This is a genomic window from Enterobacter sp. PL_is514, from assembly GCF_055816715.1.
Genome location: NZ_JBVPGN010000032.1, coordinates 225,757 through 243,325 on the forward strand (window position 1 = coordinate 225,757; position 17,569 = coordinate 243,325).

At 57.0% G+C, this 17,569-nt stretch carries 16 protein-coding genes; 7 read left to right on the plus strand and 9 right to left on the minus strand.

The features are described 5' to 3' along the window. Positions 1-35 precede the first annotated feature (35 nt). The 3 genes from adk to AC0TNG_RS12730 all read left to right on the plus strand — a co-directional run bounded on the left by adk (position 36) and on the right by AC0TNG_RS12730 (position 3,135). Positions 36-680, plus strand: coding sequence for an adenylate kinase (gene adk, locus AC0TNG_RS12720; RefSeq protein WP_006809841.1), 645 nt, complete (start codon positions 36-38; stop codon positions 678-680). 125 nt (positions 681-805) lie between these two features. Continuing rightward, positions 806-1,768, plus strand: coding sequence for a ferrochelatase (gene hemH / locus AC0TNG_RS12725; RefSeq protein ID WP_014882814.1), 963 nt, complete (start codon positions 806-808; stop codon positions 1,766-1,768). 62 nt (positions 1,769-1,830) lie between these two features. After that, a complete protein-coding gene (locus tag AC0TNG_RS12730; protein WP_024906855.1) occupies positions 1,831-3,135 on the plus strand; it encodes an inosine/guanosine kinase in 1,305 nt (434 codons plus the stop codon). A gap of 92 nt (positions 3,136-3,227) precedes the next feature. On the opposite strand, the gene ybaL is transcribed toward AC0TNG_RS12730, so the two are convergent. Together ybaL and AC0TNG_RS12740 are read right to left on the minus strand one after the other, a co-directional pair. After that, positions 3,228-4,904, minus strand: coding sequence for a YbaL family putative K(+) efflux transporter (gene ybaL, locus AC0TNG_RS12735; RefSeq protein WP_024906856.1), 1,677 nt, complete (start codon positions 4,902-4,904; stop codon positions 3,228-3,230). 229 nt (positions 4,905-5,133) lie between these two features. Next, the gene (locus tag AC0TNG_RS12740) at positions 5,134-6,345 is read right to left on the minus strand and encodes an MFS transporter (RefSeq protein WP_473713245.1); all 1,212 of its coding nucleotides are present in this window, start codon (positions 6,343-6,345) and stop codon (positions 5,134-5,136) included. 169 nt (positions 6,346-6,514) lie between these two features. Between AC0TNG_RS12740 and ushA the strand changes: the two genes are divergently transcribed. Further along, the gene (gene ushA / locus AC0TNG_RS12745; protein WP_024906858.1) at positions 6,515-8,167 is read left to right on the plus strand and encodes a bifunctional UDP-sugar hydrolase/5'-nucleotidase UshA; all 1,653 of its coding nucleotides are present in this window, start codon (positions 6,515-6,517) and stop codon (positions 8,165-8,167) included. A 92-nt stretch (positions 8,168-8,259) separates the two neighbouring features. On the opposite strand, the gene ybaK is transcribed toward ushA, so the two are convergent. The 3 genes from ybaK to copA form a co-directional block, all read right to left on the minus strand. After that, positions 8,260-8,739, minus strand: a complete 480-nt coding sequence (ybaK, locus tag AC0TNG_RS12750; protein ID WP_023343509.1) for a Cys-tRNA(Pro)/Cys-tRNA(Cys) deacylase YbaK — start codon at positions 8,737-8,739, stop codon at positions 8,260-8,262. Between the two features lie 199 nt (positions 8,740-8,938). After that, positions 8,939-9,733 (minus strand): TraB/GumN family protein, encoded by a 795-nt coding sequence (locus tag AC0TNG_RS12755; RefSeq protein ID WP_248163508.1) that lies wholly within the window; start codon positions 9,731-9,733, stop codon positions 8,939-8,941. A gap of 50 nt (positions 9,734-9,783) precedes the next feature. Next, a complete protein-coding gene (copA, locus tag AC0TNG_RS12760) occupies positions 9,784-12,282 on the minus strand; it encodes a copper-exporting P-type ATPase CopA (protein WP_248163510.1) in 2,499 nt (832 codons plus the stop codon). A gap of 108 nt (positions 12,283-12,390) precedes the next feature. On the opposite strand from copA, the gene cueR reads away from it, so the two are divergent. Then, a complete protein-coding gene (gene cueR, locus AC0TNG_RS12765; RefSeq protein WP_024906861.1) occupies positions 12,391-12,801 on the plus strand; it encodes a Cu(I)-responsive transcriptional regulator in 411 nt (136 codons plus the stop codon). On the opposite strand, the gene AC0TNG_RS12770 is transcribed toward cueR, so the two are convergent. The 3 genes from AC0TNG_RS12770 to AC0TNG_RS12780 are packed head-to-tail and all read right to left on the minus strand — an operon-like array spanning position 12,798 to position 15,045. Continuing rightward, positions 12,798-13,250, minus strand: coding sequence for an NfeD family protein (locus AC0TNG_RS12770; protein ID WP_473713246.1), 453 nt, complete (start codon positions 13,248-13,250; stop codon positions 12,798-12,800). The two genes, cueR and AC0TNG_RS12770, sit on opposite strands and share 4 nt — an antisense overlap. Continuing rightward, complete coding sequence (locus tag AC0TNG_RS12775; RefSeq protein WP_024906863.1) at positions 13,247-14,161, minus strand: SPFH domain-containing protein; 915 nt, start codon at positions 14,159-14,161, stop codon at positions 13,247-13,249. Before AC0TNG_RS12775 ends, AC0TNG_RS12770 begins: the two co-directional genes overlap by 4 nt. Before the next feature lie 44 nt (positions 14,162-14,205). Then, positions 14,206-15,045, minus strand: coding sequence for a hypothetical protein (locus AC0TNG_RS12780; protein WP_024906864.1), 840 nt, complete (start codon positions 15,043-15,045; stop codon positions 14,206-14,208). A gap of 143 nt (positions 15,046-15,188) precedes the next feature. Here AC0TNG_RS12780 and fetA point away from each other — a divergent pair, with 143 nt between their 5' ends. Both fetA and fetB read left to right on the plus strand, forming a co-directional pair. Further along, a complete protein-coding gene (fetA, locus tag AC0TNG_RS12785) occupies positions 15,189-15,860 on the plus strand; it encodes an iron efflux ABC transporter ATP-binding subunit FetA (protein WP_024906865.1) in 672 nt (223 codons plus the stop codon). After that, positions 15,853-16,635 (plus strand): iron efflux ABC transporter permease subunit FetB, encoded by a 783-nt coding sequence (gene fetB / locus AC0TNG_RS12790; protein ID WP_024906866.1) that lies wholly within the window; start codon positions 15,853-15,855, stop codon positions 16,633-16,635. Before fetA ends, fetB begins: the two co-directional genes overlap by 8 nt. A 48-nt stretch (positions 16,636-16,683) precedes the next feature. Here the strand turns inward: fetB and AC0TNG_RS12795 are convergent, their stop codons facing one another. Further along, positions 16,684-17,538, minus strand: a complete 855-nt coding sequence (locus AC0TNG_RS12795; RefSeq protein ID WP_473713247.1) for a co-chaperone YbbN — start codon at positions 17,536-17,538, stop codon at positions 16,684-16,686. Positions 17,539-17,569: the final 31 nt, after the last annotated feature.

The following is a 17,569-nucleotide window of genomic DNA, read 5'->3' on the forward strand; positions in this document are numbered from 1 at the left end:
GAAAAATTGAAACGACTTTTGAGGGGATTTTCGCAATGCGTATTATTCTGCTTGGCGCTCCGGGCGCGGGTAAAGGAACTCAGGCTCAGTTCATCATGGAGAAATACGGTATTCCGCAAATCTCCACCGGTGATATGCTGCGCGCCGCTGTTAAATCTGGCTCCGAGCTGGGTAAACAGGCGAAAGACATCATGGACGCAGGCAAGCTGGTGACCGACGAGCTGGTGATTGCTCTGGTCAAAGAGCGCATTGCTCAGGAAGACTGCCGTAACGGTTTCCTGCTGGACGGCTTCCCACGCACCATTCCTCAGGCTGACGCCATGAAAGAAGCGGGCATCAACGTGGACTACGTTCTGGAGTTCGACGTACCGGACGAGCTGATCGTTGACCGCATCGTTGGTCGTCGCGTACACGCTGCTTCTGGCCGCGTTTACCACATCAAATTCAACCCGCCTAAGGTTGAAGGCAAAGACGACGTGACTGGCGAAGAGCTGACCACCCGTAAAGACGATCAGGAAGAGACCGTGCGCAAGCGCCTGGTGGAATACCATCAGATGACCGCGCCGCTGATCGGCTACTACACCAAAGAAGCGCAGGCGGGTAACACCAAATACGCGAAAGTTGACGGAACCAAAGCCGTGGCTGACGTACGTGCAGAGCTGGAAAAAATCCTCGGCTAATCGCATTTCTCTCACCCGGGTCCTCCGGGTGAGAAATATTCTCATCTTACCTATTACAGCAATGGGTTTCGTTTAAACACATTTCCGCTACAATTGACAACCTATCAAATGGTTAAGAGGCGTGAATGAGTCAGGCGAAAACCGGCATCCTGCTTGCCAATCTGGGCACCCCAGAAGCACCTACATCAGACGCGGTAAAACGCTACCTGCGACAGTTTTTAAGCGACACGCGCGTCGTGGATTTCCCGAGACTGCTGTGGTGGCCGCTGCTGCGTGGCGTCATTCTGCCGATTCGTTCTCCGCGCGTCGCCAAACTCTATCAGTCCGTCTGGATGGAAGAGGGCTCACCGCTGATGGTTTACAGCCGTCGTCAGGAAAAAGCGCTGGCCGCCCGCCTGCCGGATATGCCCGTCGCGCTCGGCATGAGCTACGGCAAACCCTCCCTGGAAAGCGCGGTAGAATCCCTGCTGGCGCAGGGCGTGGACCATATCGTCGTGCTGGCGCTCTACCCGCAGTACTCCTGCTCGACGGTGGCCGCCGTCTGGGACGAGCTGGCCCGCATTCTGGCGACCCGCCGCCGCATTCCGGGCGTGACCTTTATTCGCGACTACGCGGATAACGATCTCTACATCAAGGCGCTTGCCAACAGCGCGCGCGCGTCGTTTGAAAAGCACGGCGAGCCGGATCTGCTGCTGCTTTCCTATCACGGGATCCCGCAGCGTTTCGCAAACGAAGGGGATGATTACCCCCAGCGCTGCCGCGATACCACGCGCGAGCTGGTCTCCGCCCTTGGCCTGCCGCCGGAGAAGGTGATGATGACCTTCCAGTCGCGCTTCGGCCGCGAGCCGTGGTTGACGCCGTACACCGATGAAACCCTCAAAATGCTCGGCGAGAAGGGCGTGAAGCATATTCAGGTGATGTCGCCGGGCTTCTCGGCAGACTGTCTGGAAACGCTGGAGGAGATCGCGGTGCAAAATCGGGAATTTTTCCTGGAGGCTGGCGGCGAAAAGTACGAGTACATTCCGGCGCTTAACGACTCGCCTGAGCATATCGACATGATGGTCTCACTGGTGACGAACAGCCGCTGATCGCACTCCGGGCCGGGTTTGTGCTACCATTCCCGGCCCATATTCTTCGTACAGTTCAGACCATGAAATTTCCCGGTAAACGCAAATCCAAACACTACTTTCCCGTCGATGCCCGCGATCCGCTCCTGCAGCAAATCCAGCCAGAAAATGAAACCAGCGCGGCGTGGGTCGTCGGTATCGATCAGACGCTGGTGGACATTGAGGCGAAAGTGGATGATGCGTTTGTCGCCCGTTACGGTCTGAGCGCCGGACACTCGCTGGTGATTGAGGATGACGTTGCCGAAGCGCTGTACCAGGAGCTGGTGCGCGAAAACCTGATTACCCATCAGTTCGCCGGTGGCACCATCGGCAATACCATGCATAACTACTCCGTGCTGGCCGACGACCGTTCGGTACTGCTCGGCGTGATGTGCAGCAACATTGAAATTGGCGGCTACGCTTACCGCTATCTGTGCAACACCTCCAGCCGTACCGATCTGAACTATCTTCAGGGCGTCGACGGCCCGATTGGCCGCTGCTTTACGCTGATCGGCGAGTCCGGGGAGCGTACCTTTGCCATCAGCCCTGGCCACATGAACAAGCTGCGCGCCGAGAGTATTCCTGAAGAGGTGATCGCGGGCGCCTCGGCGCTGGTGCTGACCTCCTACCTGGTGCGCTGCAAGCCGGGTGAGCCCATGCCGGAAGCGACCATGAAGGCGATTGAGTACGCGAAGAAATACAACGTGCCGGTCGTTCTGACGCTGGGCACGAAATTCGTTATCGCCGATAACCCGGAGTGGTGGCAGGCCTTCCTGAAAGAGCACGTCTCGATTCTGGCGATGAACGAAGAGGAGGCCGAAGCGCTGACCGGCGAAAGCGATCCGCTGCTGGCGTCTGACAAAGCGCTGGACTGGGTGGACCTGGTGCTCTGCACCGCGGGCCCGGTTGGGCTGTATATGGCCGGCTTCACGGAGGAAGAGAGCAAACGCAAGACCCAACACCCGCTGCTGCCCGGCGCGATTGCCGAGTTTAACCAGTACGAGTTCAGCCGCGGTATGCGCCATCAGGATTGCATCAACCCGCTGCGGATCTACTCTCACATCGCGCCTTATATGGGCGGGCCGGAGAAGATCATGAACACCAACGGCGCGGGCGACGGCGCGCTGGCCGCGCTGCTGCACGACATCACCGCTAACGCCTACCACAAAACCAACGTGCCGAACTCCAGCAAGCACAAATTCAGCTGGCTGACCTATTCGTCGCTGGCGCAGGTGTGTAAGTACGCCAACCGCGTGAGCTATCAGGTACTGAACCAGCACTCACCGCGCTTAACGCGTGGCCTGCCGGAACGGGAAGACAGCCTCGAAGAGGCTTATTGGGATCGGTAAATGTAAAAAGGCAACGTAAGTTGCCTTTTTTAATGTTTGTTCCCTCTCCCCGTGGGAGAGGGCCAGGGTGAGGGCATCAGACCGCACCAAACTTACCCCGTCACCGCCTCTTCAACCGGCGGTTTTTCCAGCAGCGTCAGCATCGTGTTAGCAATCTCGCGCTCGCCCATCACCACCTTATCTGCACCGCGCTCGGTAATGTACTCCACCTCGTCGTCATAGTGCGCCCGGGCGATAATCTCAATTGTTGGGCACTTCGCGCGTGCGGAAGCCACAATCTCACCCGCTTCATAGCCGTTAGGAATGGTCAGCAGCAGCCAGCGGGCGCAGTCCAGATGCGCCAGATTCATGATCTCTTCGTTCGCCGCATTGCCCAGCACCGCACGAATACCGCGCTCGCGCAGCTCGTCGACGCGGGTGCGTGAGGTCTCAATCACCACCAGCGGAATGCCCTGTGCCATCAGCTTTTCACCGAGCAGGCTGCCCACGCGGCCAAAGCCGACCAGCAGAGCGTGGTTGCAAATATCAACCGGGATCTGCTTCTCTTCTTCGATGGCCTCTTCGAGCGTCTGCTCTTCCAGCGTTTCGGTTTTATCGAGGTATTTTTCCAGCAGGGCAAACAGCACCGGGTTCAGCATGATCGACAGGATCGCCCCCGCCAGCACCAGGTTTTGCCCCGCCTGCGGCAGCAGATTCAGAGCCATGCCCAGACCGGCCAGAATAAAGGCGAACTCACCAATCTGTGCCAGGCTGGCGGCAATGGTCAGCGCCGTCCGCGGAGAGTGACCGAACATTCGCACCAGGAAGAAGGCGGCAAGCGACTTACCAAAGATGATGATCGCCAGCGTGCCCAGCACGGCCAGCGGTTGATGGATCAGGACCATCGGGTCAAACAGCATCCCGACGGAGACGAAGAACAGCACGGCGAAGGCATCGCGCAGCGGTAGCGTATCGTGCGCCGCGCGGTGGCTCAGCTCGGACTCGTTCAGCACCATCCCGGCGAAGAACGCACCCAGGGCAAAGGAGACATCAAACAGCTCAACGGCACCAAAGGCGATGCCCAGCGCCAGCGCCAGCACGGAGAGGGTAAACAGCTCGCGTGAGCCGGTCGCCGCGCTGCGGGACATGATCCACGGTACCAGACGGCGGCCCACCAGCATCATGATGGCGATAAACGCCACAACCTTACCAATGGTGATGCCCATATCCAGCGCCAGCGAGGCGAAGCCGACGTTGTCTTTTTCCATCATCCCGGCGACGGCAGGCAGGAGTACCAGCGTCAGGACCATGACCAGGTCTTCCACAATCAGCCAGCCAATCGCGATCTGCCCGCGCTGGCTGTCAATCAGCTGTCTCTCCTCAAGCGCGCGCAGCAGCACCACGGTACTGGCGGTTGAGAGACACAGCCCAAATACGATGCCGGTCATCAGCGACCAGCCCAGTACGGCCGAAAGCGCCATCCCCAGCAGCGTCGCCACCCCTATCTGGGCGATCGCTCCCGGTATGGCAATCGACTTTACCGCCATCAAATCCTTCAGGGAAAAATGCAGACCGACGCCAAACATCAGCAGAATCACGCCCAATTCCGCCAGTTCAGGTGCCAGTTTGGTATCCGCAACGAAACCTGGCGTGAACGGTCCCGCCAGAACACCTGCCAGCAGATAGCCGACAAGAGGAGAAATACGCAGTTTATTGGCAATCATGCCGAGGATAAAAGCGAGCACAAGTCCACCAACAATGGTGGTGATAAGCGGTGTGGCGTGGTGCATTCCGTCTCCTTTCGTTGTGGGTGTTCCTTTTTGGCGAAAACCAAAAAACCGAGTAATAGTTTATGACAATTTTTACCCTTATGTTTATGAATAATTGTTGAAGTTTGAATAAAACAGCAATATGCACGTAAAAAAGCGCATTTTGATAAATTCAGAGAGGGGATGAAGAAGAAACCCTTATGGCATCAGGGTGTCAGGTAGCCAAAGTAAAACTTTGGCTACCCGTAATTCAGGCTTTATGCCGGTTATCAGGCAGGAATATGGTTAACATCCCAAGAAGCGGCAGGAAAGCGCAGATTTTATAAACCAGGAAGATGCTGGTGTGATCCGCAACCATCCCTAACACCGCTGCGCCAAGCCCGCCCATGCCGAAGGCGAAACCGAAAAAGAGTCCGGAAACCATACCGATACGGCCAGGCAGCAGCTCCTGGGCATAAACCAGAATGGCGGAAAACGCAGAAGCGAGGATAAAACCAATAATCACGGTTAAAATCCCCGTCCATTCAAGGCTCGCGTACGGCAAAATAAGGGTAAACGGCGCCACGCCGAGGATAGAGCCCCAAATGACATATTTACGCCCAATCTTATCACCCACAGGCCCGCCAATGACCGTACCGGCCGCGACGGCGAACAGGAAGGCAAACAGATGGATCTGCGCGTTTTGTACCGATAATCCGAATTTTTGCATCAGATAAAAGGTGTAATAGCTGCTGATGCTCGCCATATAGAAGTATTTCGAGAAAATCAGCACCAGCAGCACGGATACGGCCAGGATAACCTTATTGCGCGGCAGGGGATTAATAACCTTCGCTTTAGGTTTCCCTTTGTTCACGCGATGCTGAGCGGCATACCAGCGGCTGATTTGCGCCAGCACGATAATCGCCAGCAGTGCGGCCAGCACAAACCAGGCCACGTTGCCTTTGCCATACGGCGCGATGATCACCGCCGCCAGCAATGGGCCCAGGGAGCTACCAAAGTTACCGCCCACCTGGAAGAGCGACTGCGCCAGGCCGTGACGACCACCGGACGCCATCCGTGCCACGCGGGAGGACTCCGGATGGAACACGGACGAGCCGGTACCCACCAGCGCGGCGGCGATCAGCACGGCTTCAAAACTCCCGGCCATGGCCAGCAGCACCAGCCCGCTTAAGGTAAAGCACATGCCAACCGGCAGCGACCACGGCATCGGGTATTTATCCGTCCAGTAGCCCACCACCGGCTGCAGCAGCGACGAAGCCAGCTGGAAGGTCAGGGTGATCATCCCGATCTGCACGAAGGTGAGTGAGAACTCAGACTGCAGCAGCGGATAAATCGCCAGAATCAACGACTGAATCATGTCGTTGAGCAGGTGCGAGAGACTGATTGCGCCTAAGACTTTAAAGGAGGTGCGCGATGCAGGCGGCGACGCCGGCGCGGGCTGGGTTGATTCACTGATTGCCATAGAGAGAAGTACCACGTCTTTAGTTATTAGAGATGCAGGGTGTAATTATTATCCGACTAACATACCCGCCCGGGACATTTGAAGAAAGTCGCAATTATGAAAACTTATTTGTCTATTCTTATTAGTCACTGTAATTTCTGCCTTTGTCTATTGGTCAGGGAGAGAGAAGATGAAGTTAATGAAGCGGGGCGTCGCGCTGGCGCTCATCGCGGCGTGGGGGCTGGTAAGCCTGCCCGCGCAGGCGTATGAAAAAGACAAAACCTATAAAATTACCATTCTGCATACCAACGACCACCACGGTCACTTCTGGCGCAGTGAATACGGCGAATATGGCCTGTCGGCACAAAAAACGCTGGTGGATGGCATTCGCAAAGAGGTGGCGGCTCAGGGCGGCAGCGTACTGTTGCTCTCAGGCGGTGATATTAATACCGGCGTGCCGGAATCCGATTTGCAGGACGCCGAACCCGACTTTCGCGGCATGAATCTGATTGGTTACGACGCGATGGCCGTGGGTAACCATGAGTTTGATAATCCGCTGACCGTGCTGCGTCAGCAGGAAAAATGGGCCAAATTCCCGTTCCTCTCAGCCAATATTTATCAGAAAAGCACCGGCGAACGCCTGTTTAAGCCGTGGGCGCTGTTTAAGCGTCAGGATCTGAAGATCGCGGTCATCGGCTTAACCACTGACGATACGGCGAAAATTGGTAACCCCGAGTTCTTTACCGATATCGAATTCCGCAAACCGGCAGACGAAGCGAAGCTGGTGATTCAGGAGCTGCAGCAAAACGAAAAGCCGGACGTGATTATCGCCACCACGCACATGGGGCACTACGACAACGGTGAGCACGGCTCCAATGCTCCCGGCGACGTGGAGATGGCGCGCAGCCTGCCGGCAGGCTCGCTGGCAATGATTGTGGGCGGTCACTCACAGGATCCGGTGTGTATGGCCTCGGAGAACAAAAAGCAGGTGGACTACGTGCCGGGCACGCCGTGCGCGCCGGACCGTCAGAACGGTATCTGGATCGTACAGGCGCACGAGTGGGGCAAATACGTGGGTCGTGCAGATTTCGAGTTCCGTAACGGCGAGATGAAGCTGGTCCACTACCAACTCATTCCGGTCAACCTGAAGAAGAAGGTCACCTACCCGGACGGGAAAAGTGAGCGCGTACTTTACACGCCTGAGATTGCAGAGAACCAGCAGATGCTCTCCCTGCTGACGCCGTTCCAGAACAAAGGCAAGGCGCAGCTGGACGTGAAGATTGGCACGCTCAATGGCCGCCTGGAAGGGGACCGCAGCAAAGTTCGCTTCGTGCAGACCAACATGGGCCATCTGGTGCTGGCGGCGCAAATAGCGCGCACCGGCGCTGACTTTGGCGTAATGAGCGGCGGTGGCATTCGTGATTCCATCGAAGGCGGAAACATCACCTATAAAGACGTGCTGAAGGTACAGCCGTTCGGCAACGTGGTGGTGTATGCGGATATGAGCGGGAAAGAGGTGATTGAGTACCTGACCGCCGTGGCGCAGATGAAGCCAGATTCCGGGGCCTATCCGCAGTTTGCTAACGTCAGCTTCGTCGCGAAAGATGGCAAGCTTAACGACCTGAAGATCAAAGGCGAACCGGTTGACCCGGCTAAAACGTACCGTCTGGCGACGTTAAGCTTTAACGCCACGGGCGGCGACGGCTATCCGCATATTGATAATAAACCGGGATACGTGAATACCGGCTTTATCGATGCCGAAGTGCTGAAGCAGTTCATCGAGCAGAATTCACCGATTGACGTGAATGCGTATGAGCCGAAAGGCGAGGTGAGCTGGCAGTAGTGCGGGGATTTTGTGCCGGGTGGCGGCTTCGCCTTACCCGGCCTACATCCGAACCGTAGGCCCGGTAAGCGCAGCGCCACCGGGCAATTTCCTCAATCCCGGCGGGCAATATCCGCAAACTTCGCGTCCAGCATTTTCGCCAGATCGCCCGCGGCCAGCTCAATGTCCAGCCCGCGTTTGCCGCCGGAGATAAAGATGGTGTCAAATTCCTGCGAAGGGGCATCGATCAGCGTCGGCAGGCGTTTTTTCTGTCCGAGCGGGCTGATGCCGCCCACCAGGTAGCCCGTGGTGCGCTGCGCCACCATCGGATCGGCCATATCCACCTTCTTCGCCCCCAGCGCTTTGGCGACCTTCTTCAGATCCAGCTGTCCTGCCACGGGAGTCACCGCGACGGCGAGGTGCTTCATATCGCCGTTCACCGCCACCAGCAGCGTTTTATAAACCTGGTCAGCGTTCAGCCCCAGCTTGCGCACCACTTCATCACCAAAGTTGGTCTCGTTCGGATCGTGATCGTAAGTGTGGATCCGGAAAGAAATGTTGTTTTTTTCGAGTAATTTAACGGCGGGAGTCATAGCTATCCTTCTTACGACAGACAAATCATGCCAACAGCATACGCCTGACGTTTGTCTAAAAAATAGCACCATCTTGCGCAATAGTATTGGCAGTGATGGTCACTTTGAGCGACAATCGGCTCAACCGAAGGTCTCCTTCGGCATAATAAAAACGATGAAATTCCTCTTTGACGGGCCAATAGAAATATTGGCCATTTTTTTATTTTAACAGTGACGGCAAATTCCCTTCTCCGTACAAATGTAACGCCCCAACCGCCACCACGTAATGCCCCGCAGGTAAAGCATGCAGCGTCTGCCGCCAGGCTTTATTGCGCGCATTCATCAGCACATCATACAGCGATTCGCTGAACGTCGACGGTAATGCCAGCTTACCGTCCTCTGGCGGCGCATCCAGCCACCAGCCAATCATGGTCTGCAGCAGGCGAGCGTTGGTGTGCCAGTGGGTCAACGTATCATCCAGCAGCATCAAGCCGTCGTCGGGAAGCTGCCGCAGAAGCGCAATCTGGCTGTCCGTCCCCTCCAGCTCGATGATGGGCAGGCTGCGCGCCCTTGCTGCGTTCAGCAGCTGGTAATCGATGCCGTAATCACCGCGCAGGCCCAGACGCTGCGCCTGCGTAGCCTGTAATACCATCGCGATTTGCCAGAGCGGCAGGGTGTCAATCATAGAGAGCGAGACGCCCGTCTCATCGGCCACGCGCGTCAGTTCCGCAAGCTGGGTTTCATCCAGGCGCTCCGCCAGGGTGAGATCGCTCTCGAGCCCGGCAAACGGTGACTCCTGACCGGAAATGTCCGCCTCAACGACCAGCGCGTCGGCGTGTTTCAGCAGTTTTATCAGGCCGGGTGGCAGGGGAGACATATCCTGCGTTCCCATATGGATGCTGCCGACCAGGTGCAGGTGTTGCCCGCCGGGGAGCGAGATATCCAGACCGGGCCAGGCGTAACGGCGAGGGAAAAGGGCGCGAAACGATGTTTTTATACGATTAAACAGACCCATACGCGCTCCATGAACGGAAAGGTTCATGCTAGCGCGTACGGGTACAAGGTTCAATCCTTCGGTTTAAAGCGCAGCAGGCGGTTGGCGTTGCTCACCACGGTGATGGAGGAGAGCGCCATCGCCGCACCCGCGACCACCGGGTTAAGCAGCGTGCCGGTCAGCGGCCACAAAATACCGGCAGCAATCGGGATGCCGAGTGAGTTATAGATAAACGCCCCCAGCAGGTTCTGCTTCATGTTGCGCAGCGTGGCTTTTGAAATGGCCAGCGCGTCGGCAACGCCCATCAGGCTATGGCGCATCAGCGTGATGGCAGCGGTTTCAATGGCGACATCGCTCCCGCCACCCATCGCAATCCCCACGTCAGCATGGGCCAGCGCCGGGGCATCATTGATGCCGTCGCCGACCATCGCCACCTGACGACCCTGACTTTGCAGTTTCTTGATGGCGTCCGCTTTACCGTCCGGCAGTACGCCCGCAATCACCTCATCAATTCCGGCTTCTTTCGCGATGGCGTTGGCGGTGGTCGGGTTATCCCCGGTCAGCATTACCAGACGGTAGCCGGCACGGTGCAGGCGCTGCAGGGCGTCCACGCTGTCCTGGCGAAGCGGATCGCGCACGGCCAGCAGCGCGGCGGCTTTGCCATCCACCGCCAGCAGAACCGGCGTGGCGCCCTGAGACGCCTGCGCTTTCAGCTCGCTTTCCAGCGCGGTGGTATCAATACCGTTTTCATTGAGCAATGCCTGGTTGCCCAGCAGCAGGGCGTGGCCTTCTGCTTCGCCGCTGACGCCGAGCCCGCGCAGGGTGCGGAAATTGCTGACCTGCGGCAGGGAAGAAGCATTCGCTTTATCGAGAATGGCGCGCGCCAGCGGATGGCTGGACCCTTGCTCCAGCGCGGCGGCGAGACGCAGTGCATCCTCTTCCGTCACGCCCACGGTGTGGACGGCGACCACCTGCGGTTTACCTTCCGTCAGCGTGCCGGTTTTATCAAACACCAGCGTATCGAGGGTGCTGGCCCGCTGCAGCGCGTCCGCATCCCGCACCAGTACGCCAAATTCGGCCGCGCGGCCTACGCCGGAGATGATCGACATCGGCGTCGCCAGACCAAGGGCGCAAGGACAGGCGATGATCAGTACCGTGGTGGCGATCACCAGGGTATAAACAATCTGCGGCGCGGGGCCGAAGACATACCAGATCGCCGCACTCAGCAGGGCAATACCAACCACCACCGGCACAAAAATGGCCGAGATTCTGTCAGCAAGCTGACCAATTTCCGGCTTGCTGCTCTGCGCCTGGCGCACCATGCGGATAATACGCGACAGCGTGGTGTGGCTGCCGACGGCGCTGGCGGTGAACAGCACGCTGCCGTCCTGTACCACCGTACCGGCATGCACGGCGTCGCCGTCTGATTTCTGCTGGGGGATAGGCTCCCCGGTCAGCATCGCTTCATCCAGCCAGGCTTCGCCCTGGGTTATCTTACCGTCAACGGGAACCCGGTCGCCGGTGGTCAGACGCAGCGTCATGCCCGGCTGAACCTCGGCCAGCGGAACACTCTTTTCCCCTTCGTCCGTGACCACGCGGGCCGTCGGTGGGGTTAAATCGAGCAATCTTTCCAGCGCTTTCGAGGAGCGCTGACGGGCGCGGGCTTCCAGCATATGACCTAAGTTAATCAGGCCGATAATCATCGCGCTGGCTTCATAATAGAGATGCCGCGCTTCCATCGGGAACCACTGGGGCCAGACGTTCACGCTCATCGAATAGAGCCATGCTGCGCCGGTACCGAGCGCCACCAGCGTATCCATCGTCGCGGTGCGGTTTTTCAGGCTTTTCCAGGCGCTGGTATAGAAATGTCCGCCTGCAAACACCATCACCGCAAGGGTAATCAGCCCAATCACCAGCCACAGGGTGCGGTTGTCGTCGGTGACCATCATGTTGTCTCCGATCATTCCCCAGACCATCACCGGAATACCGACCAGCAGGGCAACGATGGCCTGCCAGCGGAAGCGCTTCATGGTGGCGATAGCCGTTTCCTGCTGGCGCTCGCGGCGCTCGGCATCATCTTCGATGGCCTCCGCCCCGTAGCCCGCTTTCTCAACGGCTTGCACTAAATCTGCGGCGGAGGCGCTGCCCATCACCAGCGCAGTACGCTCCGCAAGATTGACCCGTGCCTGCGCGACGCCCGGTACGGCCTGCAAGGCGTTTTGTACCCGGGAGACGCAGCTGGCGCAGCTCATGCCGTTGATCAGCAGCTGTTGGCTGTCATCAATATCATCAGCTACCGGAAGCTCAGGAGTGGCCGCTGTCAGTGCTTCCGACGGGGATGATGACTCTGCCAGCGGTTTAGCCTTTGGGTGGCTTAACTCCGCCCCGTAACCGGCCTGCTTGATGGTATCGATCAACGCATCCGCGCTGGCGCTGCCGGTCACGGCGGCATGATCGATAGTCACCTCAGCGCTTTCAACGTCAGGGCGCTGTTCCAGGCTTTCTTTAACGCGTTTGACGCAGTGGCCGCATGAGAGGCCGTCCAGCGTCAGGTCAATAGTGTGAGACATAACAAAACTCCCGTATAATATTTTGGTCAGTTGTTGACCGGAGTAACGCTTTTTACTAACTGTTATGAAGGTTAAACCTTCCATCAAGGGGAAGGTCAAGGGGGAAATGTGAATATCAGTGATGTGGCAAAAAAAACCGGCTTAACCAGCAAGGCAATCCGCTTTTATGAAGAGAAGGGGCTGGTCACGCCGCCGCTGCGCAGCGAAAACGGCTACCGTAGCTATACGAAACTGCATATTGATGAGCTGACGCTACTGCGCCAGGCAAGACAGGTCGGGTTTAATCTGGAAGAGTGCGGCGAGCTGGTTAACCTGTTCAACGATCCGAAGCGTCACAGCGCCGACGTGAAAAAACGCACGCTGGAAAAGGTGGCCGAGATTGAACGTCATATCACCGAGCTGCAGGCGATGCGCGAACAGCTGCTGCAGCTCGCGGAATCCTGTCCGGGGGATGACAGCGCCGACTGCCCGATAATCGACAATCTTGCCGGCTGCTGCCACCGTAAGGCCTCTGCCTAACAGGCTTTCACCCGCAGGGTAATGCCTTCCACCGCAATGACCTCAACCCGCGTGCCGGCGCTGAGGTCGTCGTCGGCGACCACCGGCCACGAGCTGTCGCCCACCCGCATATGCCCCCGCCCGTTTACCAGGGCGGTATCGAGCGTAAAACGTTTGCCGACAATTTGCTGCCCGCGCTGGTTAAGGTGCGCGTCGACCGGTTTCTGCTCGTTAAGCCGCCGGTTGAGCCAGCGCCACCACAGCCACGCGGCCACCAGCGTGAGCACGGCAAACAGTGCGCCCTGCCACGCCCACTCCAGGGGAAGGATCCAGACCAGAAGGCCCGTAATGACGGCGGCAACACCGCTCCAGAGCAGGTAGCCGTTGCCGCCCAGCATCTCCGCCGCCAGCAATAAGCCACCGAGGCTTAGCCAGAAGGCATGAGGATGTGCAACGATCAGCTCAATCATTTTTTACGCTCGTTTCCGCTGTCCTTGATCAGTTCGGCAATACCGGCGATAGAGCCCATCAGGCTGCTGGCATCCAGCGGCATCATCACCACTTTGCTGTTGTTCGCCGAGCCAATCTGTTTCAGGGCGTCGGTATATTTTTGCGCGACAAAGTAGTTCACGGCCTGGATATCACCGGCGGCAATCGCCTCAGACACCATTTGGGTGGCGCGGGCTTCCGCTTCGGCCGAACGTTCACGCGCTTCAGCCTGTAAGAATGCGGACTGACGATCGCCTTCCGCTTTCAGGATCTGCGACTGTTTTTCACCTTCCGCTTTGAGGATCTCCGCCTGACGCACCCCTTCAGCTTCCAGAATATAGGCGCGCTTGGTTCGCTCGGCCTTCATCTGGGCGTTCATGGAGGCGATCAGTTCCGCCGGTGGGCGCACGTCGCGGATCTCGATGCGGGTGACCTTGATCCCCCACGGGTTGGTGGCCTCGTCGACAATGTGCAGCAGGCGGGTGTTGATGCTGTCGCGCTGGGAAAGCATCTCGTCCAGCTCCATCGAGCCGAGCACGGTACGGATGTTGGTCATCGTCAGGTTGACGATCGCCAGCTCCAGGTTGCTGACCTCATAGGCCGCTTTTGGCGCATCAATCACCTGAATAAAGCAGACGGCGTCGATGGTGACGTTGGCGTTATCCTTGGAGATCACTTCCTGGGACGGAATGTCCAGAACCTGCTCCATCATGTTGATCTTGCGACCAATTCTGTCCATGAACGGAACAATCAGGCTTAAGCCAGGCTGGAGTGTGTTGGTGTATCGACCGAAACGCTCAACGGTCCACTGATAACCCTGAGGGACAATTTTGACGCCGGCGCCCACGATAACCAGCGCAACGAAAATAAGGACAGGAACAACGATAAGCATAAAAACCTCCTGTTTTGCATGCTGTGACGAGTGAAAGTGTGTGTTTATTGCTCGTAAGTATAGGTAAAGTCAGAAATGAATCCATCACCCGCTTCGGCAATGGCTTTCGATAATCCCTCGTAGTAATTCTCCAGCCCCAGCGCTTCGATACGCTGGATCTGTTCGCGAATGGGGGCGCAGAACAGTACGGCATTCCCCGCTTCAACGCGTTTGTTATTCGGTGGAAGGTCGCCCGCGATGGCTTTAAACCAGGTTCTGATGCCCTGCTTTAAATTATGCGGCGCTTTTGTCAGATTATCCATGCCCGTCAGGACCTGCAGGGTAGGGAACTCATCGGCCAGCACGGCGGTTTTCATTCGTGCAAAGAACTGACGGAACAATTCAAACGATCCCAGATCGGTCACGCGTGGTTTGGTGGTTTTACCGTTCTTATTGCCGATTTTACCTGCGGCCGGAACCGCATTCACCTTTTCCAGCTCCAGCCCAAATAACAAATTACAGTGCGCGCGGCGTTCTTTCAGCGGGTAGGACATCAGCACGTCAATGAACTGAGTGGCTTTTACATCCGCAAGATTGTGGTTGATAAGCCACTGAGTGCGTGAAAATTCCGCCGGAGAGACGAACCAGTCGGGTACGTCATTGAAACGTTTTGATTTTCCCTTACCGTCAAATTCAAGGAAGTGTGTCCCGTTGTCGAAGGCGAAATAGCAATTTTTGAAGCTGCCGATCGTGGTGTTCACGATGAGCGCCTTCTTAACAAAATCCACCACCTCTGCACCAATGACAAAACGCGTGAGTTCCGACGATTTGATGACTTCCATTAATGTTTCGACATCAGGAACACCAGGCTTCAGGGAGGGAAACTCATAAAAGATATGTGCCATGTCGCATACTTCCTGTAGTGATGGTGGTGACAAATAACAAACAAAAAGTTTAACACTTGCTTTAGCGTGAGGCTATTCGCTCTGTGCGGGCGAAAGGATTATGCTACAGACGGTTATGACAAAAAGCGGTTAACGGAAGCGCAATGAACGATAAAAAAAACGTATTACTTCTCAGGGATGTCGGATTTCGGGTCGGGGAAAACACGATCCTGCAGCACGTCGGGTTTAGCCTGTCGCCGGGCGAGTTTAAATTAATCACGGGCCCCTCAGGCTGCGGCAAAAGCACGCTGTTGAAGATGGTGGCCTCACTCCTCAGCCCGACGGAGGGAACCATTCTGTTTGAAGGGCAGGATATCGCGTCGCTCTCTCCGGAAAGCTATCGCCAGCAGGTCTCCTATTGCGTGCAAACGCCCGTGCTTTTTGGCGATACGGTTTATGACAACCTGATTTTCCCGTGGCAAATCCGCAATAAAACGCCGGAGCCGGAACAGTTTATCAACGATCTGGCCCGCTTTGGCCTGGCGCAGGAGACGCTGACCAAATCCATCAACGCGCTGTCGGGCGGAGAAAAGCAGCGTGTCTCGCTGATCCGCAACCTGCAGTTTTTACCGAAGGTGTTGTTGCTTGACGAAATCACCAGCGCACTTGATGACGTCAACAAGCGCAACGTCAACGAGATTATTCATCGCTACGCCCGGGAGCAAAATATTGCCGTGCTGTGGGTGACGCACGATGCTAACGAAATAACCCATGCGGATGACGTGATTACGCTTCAGCCGCACGGCGGGAAAATGCAGGAGGCAAACCGTGGGTGAACATAACATTACCAACGAATCGCTGGCCTTTTCGATGGTGCTGGTATTGATTGCGATTGTGGTCAGCTACCGCGAAAAGCTGGGGCTGGAAAAAGATATTGTGTGGAGCATCTGTCGTGCGGTGATTCAGCTCATCATCGTCGGCTATGTGCTGAAGTATATCTTCAACGTTAACCACGCGGTGCTGACGCTGCTGATGGTGCTCTTTATCTGCTTTAACGCGGCGTGGAATGCGAAAAAACGCAGTAAATACATTGATAAAGCGTTTATCTCGTCGTTTATCGCCATTACCACCGGGACGGCGCTCACGCTGGCGGTGCTGGTGCTCTCCGGCTCGATTGAGTTTACGCCGATGCAGGTTATCCCTATCTCGGGGATGATTGCGGGGAACGCGATGGTGGCCGTTGGGCTCTGTTACAACAACCTTGGCCAGCGATTCAGCAGCGAACAGCAGCAGCTGCAGGAGAAACTAAGCCTGGGGGCAACGCCAAAAGTGGCCTCGGCGCGGTTGATTCGTGAGAGCATTCGGTCATCGCTGATCCCAACGGTAGATTCCGCCAAAACGGTGGGGCTGGTGAGCCTGCCGGGCATGATGTCGGGGCTGATTTTTGCCGGTATCGATCCGGTAAAAGCGATTAAGTATCAGATCATGGTGACGTTTATGCTGCTTTCCACGGCAAGCCTGTCGACCATCATTGCCTGCTACCTGACCTATCGGAAGTTTTACAACGCGCGTCACCAGCTGGTGGTGACGCAATTAAAGAAAACGGGTTAAGCCTGTTTTGTAGGCCCGGTAAGCGTTAGCGCCACCGGGCATTTTTTGTTAGTAGAGCAACGCGTACAGCTGACGACGATACTTCGACGCCAGCGCGTCTCCGGTGCCCAGCGCGGCCAGGATCTCCTGGAACATCTTACGCGCCTGACCGTCTGCGGCAGCGAGATCCTTTTGCAGATGGCTGAACAGCAGCTCCAGCGCCTCTTCGTTACGCCCTACCTGGTGCAGCTGCAGCGCCAGCTGGCTTGCCAGCGTGGCGTCCGCCGGGTTGTCGGCAACCTGCTGCTGCAGCTGCTGAATTTCCGGGGTGTCCGCCGCCTGTTTCAGCAGCTCAATTTGTGCGACCAGCCCCTGATAGCGGGTATCCTGATCCTGCAGCGGAACGGTCTTGAGTACGGCTTCCGCGTCCTCTGAACGGTGCAGGGCGATCTGCGTTTCCGCCAGCAGCAGGCCAATCTGGCTGTTCTGATTCGACAGCTGCCATGCGTCTTTGAGCAGCGGCAGCGCCTCGTCGTATTTGCCTTCCTGCATCAGCGCCATGCCTTCCTGCGCCTTCAGCTCTTCTTCGCGCGGCAGCACTTTATCCAGCAGGGCGCGGATAGCCTCTTCCGGCTGCGGCCCCTGGAAGCCATCAACAGGCTGACCGTTCTGGAACAGATAGACGGTGGGAATGGCGCGCAGGCCAAACTGAGAGGCGACCATCGGCTCGGCGTCGCAGTCCAGCTTCGCGAGAATGAACTGACCGTTGTACTGGGCGGCAAGGCTTTCCAGCACCGGCGTCAGCTGCAGGCAGTGTTGGCTGCGTTCAGACCAGAAGTAGAACAGGACCGGTTTGGTCATCGACTGTTCAAGGGTCTGTTGCAGGTTAGCTTCTGTAATATTGACGATATTCTGTACGGACATGCGGCTTTCTCTTTTGTCGGTTTGTTCTTTA

Coding starts and splice junctions, on each gene's coding strand:
- adk (WP_006809841.1), top strand. CDS start 36: ATGCGTATTATTCTGCTTGGCGCTCCGGGCGCGGGTAAAGGAACTCAG.
- hemH (WP_014882814.1), top strand. CDS start 806: ATGAGTCAGGCGAAAACCGGCATCCTGCTTGCCAATCTGGGCACCCCA.
- AC0TNG_RS12730 (WP_024906855.1), top strand. CDS start 1,831: ATGAAATTTCCCGGTAAACGCAAATCCAAACACTACTTTCCCGTCGAT.
- ybaL (WP_024906856.1), bottom strand. CDS start 4,904: ATGCACCACGCCACACCGCTTATCACCACCATTGTTGGTGGACTTGTG.
- AC0TNG_RS12740 (WP_473713245.1), bottom strand. CDS start 6,345: ATGGCAATCAGTGAATCAACCCAGCCCGCGCCGGCGTCGCCGCCTGCA.
- ushA (WP_024906858.1), top strand. CDS start 6,515: ATGAAGTTAATGAAGCGGGGCGTCGCGCTGGCGCTCATCGCGGCGTGG.
- ybaK (WP_023343509.1), bottom strand. CDS start 8,739: ATGACTCCCGCCGTTAAATTACTCGAAAAAAACAACATTTCTTTCCGG.
- AC0TNG_RS12755 (WP_248163508.1), bottom strand. CDS start 9,733: ATGGGTCTGTTTAATCGTATAAAAACATCGTTTCGCGCCCTTTTCCCT.
- copA (WP_248163510.1), bottom strand. CDS start 12,282: ATGTCTCACACTATTGACCTGACGCTGGACGGCCTCTCATGCGGCCAC.
- AC0TNG_RS12770 (WP_473713246.1), bottom strand. CDS start 13,250: ATGATTGAGCTGATCGTTGCACATCCTCATGCCTTCTGGCTAAGCCTC.
- AC0TNG_RS12775 (WP_024906863.1), bottom strand. CDS start 14,161: ATGCTTATCGTTGTTCCTGTCCTTATTTTCGTTGCGCTGGTTATCGTG.
- AC0TNG_RS12780 (WP_024906864.1), bottom strand. CDS start 15,045: ATGGCACATATCTTTTATGAGTTTCCCTCCCTGAAGCCTGGTGTTCCT.
- fetA (WP_024906865.1), top strand. CDS start 15,189: ATGAACGATAAAAAAAACGTATTACTTCTCAGGGATGTCGGATTTCGG.
- AC0TNG_RS12795 (WP_473713247.1), bottom strand. CDS start 17,538: ATGTCCGTACAGAATATCGTCAATATTACAGAAGCTAACCTGCAACAG.